Genomic DNA, 12,224 nt, shown 5'->3' with positions numbered 1-12,224 from the left:
GGGACTCCCGGGGTGGGCCGGCGAGGGCTCAACATAGTGCTTTTCTGCCCATGTGCCGGATACGTCAAGCCGGTCCGGACAGGTCAAGCCGGTCCGGCTGCGGCAGGCCCGCGGGGCAAGCGCTCCCCGTACCTCCCGCCGGGAGCTCAGACGTCGGAGGCCTGGAGCTCCGGTCTCCCGGACGGGGGATGCAGCTCGGGATGGCTGTCCCACCACAGGCGGTGGAACGCGTTGTTGTCGACGTTGGCCAGATACGCGCATACGGCCGCGCGGTAGAGCAGCTCGGCCTGCCGGGGCGGGATGGCCGAACGGTTCCAGGCCAGCCGGATGCGTCCGGTGAGCGGGGCGCCGGCGAGGGGGCGCATCACGGTGCCGTCCACCCGGGGCGCGGTCGGCTGGCTCAGGGCGACGGCACGTCCCCCGGCGATCAGGGCGTACTGCATCTGACGGTCCGCGATCCGGAACCGCAGCCGGGGCGCGAACCCGGCCCGCGCACACGCCTCGGCGAACGCCTCCGGGCCGCCGTCGTCGTCCTCCACCAGGGTCATCCACGACTCGTCGGCCAGCTCAGCCAGTTCGATGTGCTCCCGGCCGGCCAGCCGGTGGCGGGCCGCCAGCCGGATGGAGAACGGCTCCTCGGGGATGAGCGTCCTGGCCAGGACCCCTTCGGGGAGCGGGACTTCGTGGTCGTTCACCTCCCCGTACACGATGGCGTCGTAGCGGCCGGCCCCGAGCATCCGGGTCAGGGCGGTCACCGAGTGCTCCAGGTCCACGGTGATCTCCTGGCCGGAGAGCGAGAGGTCGGTCTGTTCCAGGAGACCGTCGAGCAGGACCAGCAGGATGCAGCCGAGGCGCAGCGGGGCGTCGGTGGCGACCGCGCGGGCCCGGGTGCCGAGCGCGTCCATCTCACTGAGCACCCGGCGCGCCCTGGCCAGCACGAACCGGCCCAGCGGGGTGGGCTCCGTGCCGTGGCGGCTGCGGACGAAGAGATCGCCTCCGGTGACCCGCTCGATACGCCGCAGTTGGGCGGAGAGCGAGGGCTGGGAGACCCCGAGCCGGCGCGCGGCGCGGCCCAGACTGCCCGCTTCCGCGATCTGGCAGACGGCCTGTAAGTGCCTCAACTCCAGCTGCATCTTCCGAGCGTACGCAGCGGCCCGGTGGCGCACCATAACCCGCGTCGTATGCCCGACTGGTATGTACCACGTTTGCCATGTCCACGCCCATACTGCGCGGAGAACAGGCCCCCCACGATCGGAGTGGACGTTGCGCCCCTTCAGATTGACGGCCGCCGTGGCAGCACTGACCCTGACCACGGGCCTGACCGGCGCTTTGGCCGGTACGGCATCGGCCGCACCTCATACGCAGTCCGGGCCCGACCAACGGCCCAGCCCCCTCTCGCGTGCCGTCGCCGCCGCCGACCAGGCGGTCCGCAGCGGGCTCGACACCCTGGTCAACTCCCCGCAGGAGCAGTACGAACGGCGCATGGTCACCCCCTGGGTGAAGAGCCTCTACTCCGTCGCCTACGAGCGCAGCTACCGGGGGCTGCCGGTCGTCGGCGGCGACGCGGTGGTGCTCGCGGACGGCGACGGCGACATCCGCGCCGTGCAGTCCGCCTCCTCCGTACGGATCGACGTGGCGACCACCGCCTCGGTCACCGCCAAGGCCGCCGAGGCCACCTCGCGCGCCCGGCTCGCGAAGGTCGACAAGGTGGTGCGGAGCCGGCTCGTCGTACGGCTCGCGGACGGCAGGCCCGCGCTCGCCTGGGAGACCGTACTCGCCGGACGCACCAAGACCGCGCGCAGCACACTGCACGTCTTCGTGGACGCGCGCACCGGGAAGGTCCTCGGCACCCACGACGACGTCGAGGCGGGCACCGCCAACAGCAAGTGGAACGGCCCCGCTCCGCTCACCATCGACACCACCGGCTCGGGCGGCAGCTACTCGCTGCGCGACCCCAACCGGCCGGGCCTGAGCTGCGCCGACTACAGCACCGGCACCGTGTTCACCAAGTCCTCCGACTCCTGGGGCACCGGCAACCCCACGAGCAAGGAGACCGGCTGCGCGGACCTGATGTTCGCCGCGCAGAAGCAGTGGGACATGCTGGGCCAGTGGCTCGGCCGCAACGGCGTCAGCGGCAACGGCCGCAGCTTCCCCGGCAAGGTCGGCCTCGGTGACCTCAACGCGTACTGGGACGGCAGCTCGGTCACCATCGGCCACAACAGCGCCAACGAGTGGATAGCCGGGATCGACGTGGTGGCCCATGAGTACGGGCACGCCATCGACAGCAACACCCCCGGCGGCACCGGCGGCCAGGAGGCGGGGCTCGGCGAGGGCACCGGTGACATCTTCGGCGCGCTCACCGAGGCGTACGTCAACGAGCCCGCTCCCTACGACACCCCGGACTACACGGTCGGCGAGATGATCAATCTCCAGGGCCGGGGCCCGATCCGGAACATGTACAACCCGCCGGCCGTCAACAACGACCCGGCCTGCTACAGCTCCGCGATACCCGGCACCGAGGTGCACGCCGCGGCGGGCCCCCTCAACCACTGGTTCTATCTGCTGGCCGAGGGCAGCAGCCCCGGCGGCGGCAAGCCCAACAGCCCCACCTGCAACCAGAGCACCGTGACCGGGGTCGGCGTCCAGAACGCGGGCAAGATCTTCTACGGTGGCATGCTCCTGAAGACGAGCAGCATGTCGTACAAGAAGTACCGTACGGCGACGCTGAGTTCGGCCAAGTCGCTGGACGCCACCTGCAACCTCTTCAACCGGACGAAGGCGGCCTGGGACGCCATCAGCGTGCCCGCGCAGAGCGGTGACCCGACCTGCCAGCCCAGTGGCCAGAGCGACTTCTCCCTCGCCCTGAACCCGGCGTCCGGCACCGTCCAGCAGGGCGGCTCCGTCACCACCACGGTGACCACCAGCGTCACCACGGGCTCGGCCCAGTCGGTGACGCTCACCGCCTCCGGCCTGCCGTCCGGCGTGACCGCGTCCTTCAACCCGGCCACCGTGCAGTCCGGCCAGTCCTCGGTGCTCACGCTCTCCGCGTCCACCAACGCCGCCCCCGGCCCCTCCACCGTCACCGTCAAGGGCCAGGGCACCGCGCTCTCCCACACCGTCGACTACGCGCTCAACGTCGGCGGCACCCCGCCCGGCACCGACCCGCCCGACATCGACGTGGCCAACGTCCGGGCACACCTGTCACAACTGGGCGCCATCGCCACCCAGAACGGCGGCAACCGCCGTGCGGGCAGCGGCGGGTACACCCAGTCGGTGGCCTATATCAAGGGCAAGCTGCAGGCCGCCGGGTACACCGTGACCGAGCAGAACTGCACCACCTGCACCTACCCGTCGAACAACCTGATCGCCGACTGGCCCGGCGGCCCCGCCGACCAGGTCCTCATGCTCGGGGCGCACCTCGACAGCGTGTCGGCCGGCCCCGGCATCAACGACAACGGCTCGGGCTCCGCGACCCTCCTGGAGAACGCGCTGGTCCTGGCCCAGAAGAACCCCACCATGACCAAGCACGTGCGCTTCGCCTGGTGGACCGACGAGGAGCAGGGCCTCAACGGCTCCGAGTTCTACGTCAACCGGCTGAGCACCACCGACCGCGCGGCCATCAAGGCGTACTACAACTTCGACATGGTCGGCTCGCCCAACGGCGGCTACTTCATCAACAACGTCGACTCCGCCGCGGCGGCCCCGCTCAAGGCGTACTGGACCTCGCTCAACCTCGCTCCCGAGGAGAACGTCGAGGGCCAGGGCCGCAGTGACGACGCCTCCTTCCAGGCCGCCGGCATCGCGACCTCCGGATACGCGGCCGGCGCCAGCGACCGCAAGACGTCGGCGCAGGCGGCCAAGTGGGGCGGCACGGCCAACGCCGCCTACGACTCCTGCTACCACAGCGCCTGCGACACCCCGAGCAACATCAACGCCACGGTCCTGGACCGCAGCGCCGACGGTGTGGCGTACGCGATCTGGAAGCAGGCCGTCGGCGGGACCACCCCGGCGCAGGACTTCTCCCTCGCCGTCGACCCGCCCTCCGGAACCGCCAGCCCGGGCGGCAGCACCACCGCGACCGTGAAGACCACCACCGTCAGCGGTGACCCGCAGACGGTCGCCCTGTCGGTGTCGGGCGCGCCCAGCGGCGTGACCGCGACCCTCGACCCGGCCTCCGTGCAGTCCGGCAAGTCCTCGACGCTGACCGTGCAGGTCGGCGCGGGCACCACACCGGGCACGTACACCCTGACGGTCACCGGTTCCGGCACGGTCGGCCACAGCACCACCTACACGCTGACCGTCGGCGGCGGGGGCGGCTGCACCGCCCGTCAGCTCGTCGTCAACGGCGGTTTCGAGAACGGCTCCACCCCGTGGACGGCCACCTCGGGCGTCATCACCAACCAGGCCGGCGAGACGCCGCACGGCGGCTCCTACATGGCGTGGCTGAACGGCTGGGGCTCGGCCCGCACCGACAGCGTCTCGCAGTCGCTGAGCATCCCGTCCGGCTGCTCCGCCTACCGGCTCTCGTTCTTCCAGCACATCGACACGGACGAGAACGAGAACGTCGCGTACGACACCTTCACCGTCTCGGTCGGCGGCCAGACCCTGGCCACCTTCTCCAACCTCGACGCGAACTCCGGATACGACCAGAAGTCCTACGACCTCTCGGCGTTCGCCGGGCAGACCGTCACGCTGAAGTTCAACGGTGTGGAGGACCAGGCCCTGCAGACCTCGTACGTCGTGGACGACATCACCCTCCAGGTGAGCTGACGGCCACCTGAGCGACGCGAACGGCGTCGGCCCCCGCCTCTCCCCGGCGGGGGCCGACGCTCTTCACGCGGGGCCGGTGCTCACGCGCCGCTGGCCCTCAGCATGTCCTCGCGCTCGACGATCTTGACGCGCTCGCGGCCCTGCGGTTCGCCCAGCGCCTTCTCGGCGGCGTCGAGCCGGTGCCAGCCCTCCCAGGTCGTCCAGCGGACCCCGCGCTCGGCGAGGAAGGCGTCGACCGCCTCGGGCTCGGGCGTGGCGGGGGTGCGCAGCCGGCCGTGGGCGTGGTCGTCCAGGAGGTTGGCGACGGTCTCGTTGGCGTCGCCCTTGGTGTGTCCGATCAGGCCGACCGGGCCACGCCGGATCCAGCCGGTGACGTAGGTGGAGGCGAGGTGCTGCCCGGCCTCCACGACCCGGCCGCCCTCGTTGGGGACCGTGCCCGACTCCACGTCCCACGGGAGCTTCGGCAGCTCGTCGGAGAGGTAGCCCACGGCCCGGTACACGCTCTGGACGTCCCAGTCGTGGAACTCGCCGGTGCCCACCACGTTGCCGGTGCCGTCGAGCCGGGTGCGCTCGGTGCGCAGTCCGACGACGCCGCCGTCCTCACCGAGGATCTCGGTGGGCGACTCGAAGAAGTGCAGGAAGAGCTTGTGCGGGCGCTCGCCGACGTCGCGGATCGCCCAGTTCTCCAGGGTCTTGGCGACCATGTCCGCCTGCTTGTTGGAGCGGCGGGTGGCGATGGAGCCCTCGTCGTAGTCGATGTCCTCGGGGTCGACGATGACCTCGATGGTGGGGGAGTGGTCCAGTTCCCGCAGCTCCATCGGGCTGAACTTCGCCTGGGCGGGGCCGCGGCGGCCGAAGACGTGGATCTCGCGCGCCCGGTTGGCCGCGAGGCCCTCGTGGACGTTCGGCGGGATCTCCGTGGGCAGCAGTTCGTCGGCGGTCTTGGCGAGGATACGGGCCACGTCCAGGGCGACGTTGCCGACGCCGAGCACCGCGACCTTCTCCGCGTGCAGCGGCCAGGTGCGCGGTACGTCCGGGTGCCCGTCGTACCAGGACACGAAGTCGGCGGCGCCGTACGAGCCGTCGAGCTCGATGCCGGGGATGTCCAGAGCGCGGTCGGCGTCGGCGCCCGTCGAGAAGATCACCGCGTCGTAGAACTCGTGGAGCTCGTCGAGGCTGATGTCGCCCGGGTAGTCCACATTGCCGAACAGCCGGATCTGCGGCTTGTCGAGCACCTGGTGCAGGGCGGTGACGATGCCCTTGATGCGCGGGTGGTCGGGGGCGACGCCGTAGCGGATCAGACCGAAGGGCGCGGGCATCTTCTCGAAGAGGTCGATCGAGACACCGGGGTCGGCGGCGGCCGGGGACTTCAGCAGCGCGTCCGCGGCGTAGATCCCGGCGGGACCTGCGCCCACGATGGCTGTCCGCAGGGGGCGGGGCATGAATGTTTCCCTTCGACCGACAACGAAATGGCTCGTCGGACAGCCTAAGCTTAGGCAAGCCTAACCCGGTACCCGCCCCCTGTTTATGGGCTCATAAGCCAACCTTATGACAAGCCAAAGTGGGAGTGATGGGCGGGAGCGAACGGCGCGAATCGGTCGTTCCGGTGAGGTGTCCGGGAGTTCGCGCGGGGCAAGGGAGAATACAAAGCCTCAGCAGGAGTGGGAGGTTGCCCCCTTGACCGTCTACGTGGACGACGTGAAGGACTACGGCGCTCTCGCGCGACGACGAGGTCTGCCGTCCGCGCACTGGTGCCATATGACCGCCGACACCGAGGAGGAGCTGCACGCGTTCGCGGCGGCCCTCGGCATGCGCCGCGCCTGGTACCAGCGCAAGGGACCGGGCGACCACCGGTGGCACTACGACATCACCCCACCCACCCGCGCCCAGGCCGTACGGCTGGGGGCCCGGGAGGTGGACCGGCGGTTCATGGGCAACCTGATGATCAGCCGAAGGGACCGCGTCCGGGTCTGAACCCGGCGCGCGGGCTGTGACCCCGCGCTCGCCTCCGCCCCGGCCCCGGGCCGGACCGGGGCGGTGTGATCACCGGCGGGACAGCACGCCCCGGACGAAAGCGGCCTGGCCGGCGTGCTGGAGGCTGTCCGAGACGACGCTGACCAGTCGGACCGCCAGCGTCACCGGCGGGTCCCACGAGGTGTCGACGACCCTGGCGAGCGCCTTGCCGTCGAGCCCCGCAAGCCACGCGGCGGTCTGCGCGTGGACGGCGTCGTGGTAGCCGGTCAGCTGCTCGGCGGAGGCGGTGACCGAGGCGACCTCGGTGGAGGTGTGGCCGTAGCCGGTGTCCGAATCGGCCAGCGGCAGCCCGAACCGCCGCGCCCACCCCTGCCCGGTCCACACCTGTTCGAGTCCGGCGGCATCCGCGATGTGGTCGTCCTGGATCCTGGTCAGATGCCAGACCAGCCAGGCGGAGGAGTTGGCCGAGCCGTCGATACGGAACGCCAACTCCTCGTCGCTCAGGCCTTCGACGGCAGCCGCGACGGTCTCGCGGATCCGGCCGAACGCGTCGAGAAGGAGATCGGAACTGGTCACCGTGGTCACGCTTGCCAACCTAGGCCCTGTCGGGCCCCCGCGCACGGGGAAGCGCGCGGGCCGGTTCGCGCGCACGGGACCACGCGCGTCCCCGGGCCGGATGGCACTGGCCTCAGGTCCTAGGACCAAATGGCCGGGCCGGAACCGTCTTTGAGCAGAGGTTTCGTCCCGTCGGGCGGGCATAGGGTCGGCCTCGTGACGGTTGATCGCCGTGAGGCGGACGAGGTGTGACCCGACGGCGTACGGACGGACCGGCGCGGGGTCCGGAGGAGGGTGAGCCATGACAGAGGCAGCGAACGGACGCGGCTGGTCCGGGGACCGGTTGGACCTGGACGCCTATCTGGCCCGTATCGGGTACGCGGGGGAGCGCGCGCCGACGCTGGAGGTGCTGCGCGGGCTCCAGCGGGCGCATGTCACCTCGATCCCGTTCGAGAACGCCAACGCGGTGCTGGGCAAGCCGGTCGCGCTCGACCTGGAGACGGTCCAGGACAGACTCGTGCGGGGCGGCCGGGGCGGTTACTGCTACGAGCACGTCGTGCTCTTCGCCAGTGCGCTGGAACGCCTGGGCTTCGATTTCACCGCCCTCATCGGGCGCGTCACCCTCGGCAGCGACAAGATCCTCCCGGCCACCCACGCCCTCACCGGGGTGCGGCCGGCCGACGACGACCGGCTGTGGCTGTGCGACGTGGGCTTCGGCAGCGGGCCGCTCGCGCCTATCGAGATCGCCGACGGGGTCGAGGTGGACCTGGACGGATGGAGGTTCCGGATGCGGCGGGCGGCTGGCCCGCTCGGGGTCGACCAGTGGTGGCTTGACCAGTACGGCCAGGACGGCTGGACCGCCCGGCACACCTTCACCCTCACCCCGCAGTACCCGATCGACTACGCGGTGGGCAGCCACTACGTCAGCACGCACAGCCGCTCGCCCTTCACGGCGCGCCTGTTCGCCCAGAAGTTCGACGCCGCCCGCCTTCACCAGCTGGACGCGGCCACCTGGAGGACGTTTCGCCCCGACGGCTCCGTCACCGAGCGCACGATCGAGCCGGCCGAGCTCGGGCGCGTCCTCGCGGACGAGTTCGGGATCACGGTGGAGGCGGAGGAACTCGCACATCTGGAGCAGGGCATGGCGGCGGCCCGCCAGGCGGAGGCCGACCGGGGCCTCGCCACCGCCTGACCCCCGCCGGCCCGGTACGCGGAGACGCGAAAGCCGGTGACCTCCGCCGTGGCGAAGATCACCGGCACATCACCGGCCGATCACCGGCAGCTCACCCCTGGGGCCCCGAATCGGGGGCCCGGCCGGGGGCGGCGCCGCCCGTGAGCGGGCTCAGGAACGCTTGTCCTTGGACTCCTCGGACTCCTCGGCGCGCTGCGCGTTCTTCTCCTTGATGCGCACGGCCTCCTTGCGCACCTCGGCCTGGGTGGCGCGCTCCTTCTGCAGCCACTCCGGGTTCTCCTGCTTGAGGGCGTCGATCTGCTCGGTGGTGAGCGCCTCCGTGACCCCGCCACGGGCGAGGCCCGCGATGGAGACGCCCAGCTTCGCCGCGACCACCGGCCGGGGGTGCGGGCCGGTGCGGCGAAGCTCCTGGAGCCACTGGGGCGGGTCGGCCTGGAGCGCGTTCAGCTCGGAGCGCGAGACGACACCCTCCTGGAACTCTGCGGGGGTGGCCTCGAGGTACACACCCAGCTTCTTCGCCGCGGTCGCGGGCTTCATGGTCTGGGTGGTCTGGTGCGACGTCATGGGGTCAAGGGTATCGAGCGTGTGCGCCGCCTCCGACCATCACCGGTAACCTGGCGGAGTGACAGGCTCGGAAGCATCCCCCTCGTTCCGGCTCGCGTACGTCCCGGGCGTGACACCCACCAAGTGGGTGCGGATCTGGAACGAGCGGCTGCCCGACATCCCGCTGACCCTGGTGGCGGTCTCCTCCGCCGAGGCGTTCGACGTGCTGCGCGCCGGCGACGCCGACGCCGGTTTCGTACGCCTGCCGGTCGACCGGACCGATCTCAGCGCCATCCCCCTGTACGCGGAGACGACCGTCGTCGTGGTCCCGAAGGACCATGTGGTGGCCGCGGTGGACGAGGTGTCCGCCGAGGACCTGGCCGACGAGATCGTGCTGCACCCCCTCGACGACACCCTCGACTGGGAGCGCCCGCCGGGGCAGCCCGCCTTCGAGCGCCCCGCCACGACGGCCGACGCCGTCGAGCTGGTGGCGGCGGGCATCGGCCTGCTCGTCGTCCCGCAGTCGCTGGCCCGGCTGCACCACCGCAAGGACCTCACCTACCGGCCGGTGACCGGCGTCCCGGAGTCGCGTGTCGCCCTGTCGTGGCCCGAGGAGCGGACCACCGACCTGGTGGAGGACTTCATCGGGATCGTCCGTGGCCGGACCGTCAACAGCTCCCGGGGCCGCGCCCAGACACCGGCCAAGGCCGAGCCGAAGGCCAAGCGCCCCGACGCCTCCACCGCCCGGCGCAAGCCCGCCGCGGGCAAGCCGGCCGGCAAGAACACGCGGACCGGCGCCGGATCGGGCGGCGTCAAGGGTGGTACCAAGGGCGGCTCGAAGGGCGGCGCCAAGCGCGGCAAGCCCGGCCGCCGCTCCTAGGCGCCAGGAGCTCACCGCAGTCGCCGGACCGCCTCGTCCGCCAGGCTCCGCTCGTAGCGCAGGCCCGGCCGGCCGCTCAGCTCGACCTCGCCGCGGGGGGTGAAACCGGTGCGGGCCAGGACGGCCCGCGAGGCGGTGTTGTCGAGGGTGGTCCTGGCGTGCAGCCCGGTCAGGCCGTACTCGGTGGCCGCCAGGGCGCAGACCTGGCGCACGCCCGCCGTGGCCAGTCCGCGCCCGGCGGCGCGTTCGCCGACGCGGTAGCCCAGTTCGGCCCGGCCGTCCGCCACGTCCACCAGGTTGAACCGCCCCAGCACCTCGCCGTCGCTCTCCACCAGCAGATGGAAGAAGCACAGCCCCGTGGCCTGTTCGGCGAGCAACTCCTCATGACGTGCGGCGAAGTGGGCGAAGTACTCGTCGCCCCGGTCCGGTATGGACGCGGCGAAGTAGGCACGGTTCTCCGACTCGAACGCGAGCAGGGCCGGGGCGTGACCGGGACGCAGGAGCTGGAGTCGGGGCATGGCGGGCATGCTACGCATCCGGTTCCGCGGCGGCGATCGTTTTTCCGGCCCGGGCCGGGCCGCCGCTCCAGGGGAGTTTGCCACCCGGTGGGAAGCGCAGGAGCGCGCCGTACACCGTCTTGGCCGGGCGTCGGAGCGGACCGGCTGGTCGGGTGATTCGGGTCACCATGCCGTGGAAGCGGCGGATCACCGGACATCAGTGGAATGGAAACCACTGAGAGGGAAGGTGCGGGAGGTGCTTGAGTTCACTGATCCCCTCATCCATCTGGCCCGCCGCCGCCGGGAACCCGCAGTGGTCCAGGCCCTGCGCTCCACGGCCGCCGCCGTCATCTCGTACGTCGTGGCGCTACAGCTCAGCAGTGAGCCCGCGCCGCTCACCGCCCCGCTGACGGCCCTGCTCGTCGTCCAGGTCACCCTCTACACCACGCTGGTCACCGGAGTGCGACGGGTGAACTCCGTGATCGCGGGCGTCCTGCTCGCCATCGGGTTCAGCGCGCTGGTGGGGCTGACCTGGTGGAGCCTCGGGCTGATCATCCTGGCGGCGCTGGTGATCGGACGCTTCGTCAAGGCCGGGGAGTTCGTCCCGGAAGTCGCCATCAGCGCGATGCTGGTGCTCGGGGTGACCCGGGTGTCGGCGACCGCGTGGGACCGCGTCCTGGAGACACTCATCGGCGCGGGCGTCGGCATGCTCTTCAACGTGCTGCTCGTACCACCGGTGTGGGTGGAGTCTGCCGGCGAGGCCATCGAAGAGCTGGCGGCGCGGATGAAGCGGCTCCTGATCGACCTCGCGGAGGAGGTGGGCGGACACACCCCGGTCGCGCGGGCGGCGGCCCGGCTCCACGAGGCCCGTCGGCTCGACCACGACATCGTGCAGGTCGACGCCTCGCTGCGGCAGGCCGAGGACAGCCTGCGGTTCAACCCCCGGGTCAAGGAAGGGCTGCTGTCGCGGATCGTGCTGCGCACCGGACTGGACGCGCTGGAGATCTGCGCGGTGGTGCTGCGCGTGGTGTGCCGGTCCGTCACCGACCTCGCCAAGGAACGTACCGAGGAACACCTCTTCGAGCCCGAGACCGGGATCGCCCTGCGGGACGTCTTCGAGCACATGGCCCAGGCCGTGGAGAGCTTCGCCGTACTGATCACCACCCAGGTCCGGGCGAACGCCGAGGAGGCCGAGAACCGCTTCGCCGACGAGCTGGCGGCGGCCCGCGCCAGCCGCGACCGGGTCGCCGTGCTGCTGCTCGCCCAGGTCCGGCGCGACCCCAGGCAGTGGCAGCTGCACGGCGCGCTGCTCGCGGAGGTGGACCGGATCCTGGACGAACTCGACGTGGAGAAGCGCTCCCAGCGCCTGGTGGAGGAGCTCGACCGCCACTCCCGCGAGCGCCGTGAACGCTACCGCTTCCTCGGCCGGCTCCAACGCGGCCTGCGCCTGCGCGAGTCACGGCGCGCCGACCGCGGCGTCTAGCGGCGTGTCTTCCGGTGGCGGGCGCGCGAGGACCCGCCCGCCACCGCCGGGAAATAATCCCGTGCCGACGCCCCGGCCGGACTCCTACACTCACACCGCGACGGCCACTACGAGCCGTACACCGACCAGTTGAGGGGAGCGCGGCATGCGTGCGTACACCGCCGTCGTCGTTCCCCCGTCGCGGTACGACGTGATCCTGGTGTCCATCCCCTCCCGGTGACGGCTGCGCGGCCGTCACCGGCTGCCCGCGACGAACTCCTGACCACCGCCCACGGGGCACGACCCCGTGCGGCGGTCCGGTCATGGGCCCGATCCCTCACCGCCGCCCCC

The 12,224-nt window shown here is 71.5% G+C and carries 10 protein-coding genes; 5 read left to right on the top strand and 5 right to left on the bottom strand.

Features of this window, described 5'->3' with window-relative positions; all coding sequences use genetic code 11:
- Nucleotides 1-146: 146 nt before the first annotated feature.
- Nucleotides 147-1,133: a LysR family transcriptional regulator gene (locus ACJA3G_RS16955; RefSeq protein WP_406553827.1), complete on the bottom strand. Its 987-nt coding sequence runs from the start codon at nt 1,131-1,133 to the stop codon at nt 147-149.
- 157 nt (nt 1,134-1,290) lie between these two features.
- Between ACJA3G_RS16955 and ACJA3G_RS16950 the strand changes: the two genes are divergently transcribed.
- Nucleotides 1,291-4,770, top strand: coding sequence for a M28 family peptidase (locus tag ACJA3G_RS16950; protein ID WP_406553826.1), 3,480 nt, complete (start codon nt 1,291-1,293; stop codon nt 4,768-4,770).
- 80 nt (nt 4,771-4,850) lie between these two features.
- Here ACJA3G_RS16950 and ACJA3G_RS16945 read toward each other — a convergent pair whose 3' ends face one another.
- A complete protein-coding gene (locus ACJA3G_RS16945) occupies nt 4,851-6,212 on the bottom strand; it encodes an FAD-dependent oxidoreductase (RefSeq protein ID WP_406553825.1) in 1,362 nt (453 codons plus the stop codon).
- A gap of 235 nt (nt 6,213-6,447) precedes the next feature.
- Here ACJA3G_RS16945 and ACJA3G_RS16940 point away from each other — a divergent pair, with 235 nt between their 5' ends.
- A complete protein-coding gene (locus ACJA3G_RS16940; RefSeq protein WP_406553824.1) occupies nt 6,448-6,744 on the top strand; it encodes a DUF4031 domain-containing protein in 297 nt (98 codons plus the stop codon).
- A 69-nt stretch (nt 6,745-6,813) separates the two neighbouring features.
- On the opposite strand, the gene ACJA3G_RS16935 is transcribed toward ACJA3G_RS16940, so the two are convergent.
- Entirely contained in the window at nt 6,814-7,320 is a 507-nt protein-coding gene (locus tag ACJA3G_RS16935) for a mycothiol transferase (RefSeq protein ID WP_406553828.1), read from the bottom strand.
- A gap of 280 nt (nt 7,321-7,600) precedes the next feature.
- Here ACJA3G_RS16935 and ACJA3G_RS16930 point away from each other — a divergent pair, with 280 nt between their 5' ends.
- A complete protein-coding gene (locus tag ACJA3G_RS16930) occupies nt 7,601-8,491 on the top strand; it encodes an arylamine N-acetyltransferase (RefSeq protein WP_406553823.1) in 891 nt (296 codons plus the stop codon).
- Nucleotides 8,492-8,641: 150 nt separating this feature from the next.
- Here the strand turns inward: ACJA3G_RS16930 and ACJA3G_RS16925 are convergent, their stop codons facing one another.
- Nucleotides 8,642-9,055, bottom strand: a complete 414-nt coding sequence (locus ACJA3G_RS16925; RefSeq protein WP_406553822.1) for a DUF5997 family protein — start codon at nt 9,053-9,055, stop codon at nt 8,642-8,644.
- Nucleotides 9,056-9,113: 58 nt separating this feature from the next.
- Here ACJA3G_RS16925 and ACJA3G_RS16920 point away from each other — a divergent pair, with 58 nt between their 5' ends.
- On the top strand, nt 9,114-9,914 hold the full coding sequence (locus ACJA3G_RS16920) for a LysR substrate-binding domain-containing protein (RefSeq protein WP_406553821.1): 801 nt from the start codon (nt 9,114-9,116) through the stop codon (nt 9,912-9,914).
- 11 nt (nt 9,915-9,925) lie between these two features.
- Here ACJA3G_RS16920 and ACJA3G_RS16915 read toward each other — a convergent pair whose 3' ends face one another.
- Nucleotides 9,926-10,432 (bottom strand): GNAT family N-acetyltransferase, encoded by a 507-nt coding sequence (locus tag ACJA3G_RS16915; RefSeq protein ID WP_406553820.1) that lies wholly within the window; start codon nt 10,430-10,432, stop codon nt 9,926-9,928.
- Nucleotides 10,433-10,667: 235 nt separating this feature from the next.
- Between ACJA3G_RS16915 and ACJA3G_RS16910 the strand changes: the two genes are divergently transcribed.
- The gene (locus tag ACJA3G_RS16910) at nt 10,668-11,894 is read left to right on the top strand and encodes an aromatic acid exporter family protein (protein ID WP_406553819.1); all 1,227 of its coding nucleotides are present in this window, start codon (nt 10,668-10,670) and stop codon (nt 11,892-11,894) included.
- Nucleotides 11,895-12,224: the final 330 nt, after the last annotated feature.

This window comes from Streptomyces sp. YS-3 (assembly GCF_045257485.1).
GTDB lineage: Bacteria > Actinomycetota > Actinomycetes > Streptomycetales > Streptomycetaceae > Streptomyces.
The sequence above is the reverse complement of the archived record's forward strand: the minus strand, read 5'-3'. Positions and strand labels throughout refer to the sequence as shown.

What these genes read in the sequence shown, in the direction of transcription:
- ACJA3G_RS16955 (WP_406553827.1), bottom strand. Translation starts at nt 1,133, where the DNA reads ATGCAGCTGGAGTTGAGGCACTTACAGGCCGTCTGCCAGATCGCGGAA.
- ACJA3G_RS16945 (WP_406553825.1), bottom strand. Translation starts at nt 6,212, where the DNA reads ATGCCCCGCCCCCTGCGGACAGCCATCGTGGGCGCAGGTCCCGCCGGG.
- ACJA3G_RS16930 (WP_406553823.1), top strand. Translation starts at nt 7,601, where the DNA reads ATGACAGAGGCAGCGAACGGACGCGGCTGGTCCGGGGACCGGTTGGAC.
- ACJA3G_RS16925 (WP_406553822.1), bottom strand. Translation starts at nt 9,055, where the DNA reads ATGACGTCGCACCAGACCACCCAGACCATGAAGCCCGCGACCGCGGCG.
- ACJA3G_RS16915 (WP_406553820.1), bottom strand. Translation starts at nt 10,432, where the DNA reads ATGCCCCGACTCCAGCTCCTGCGTCCCGGTCACGCCCCGGCCCTGCTC.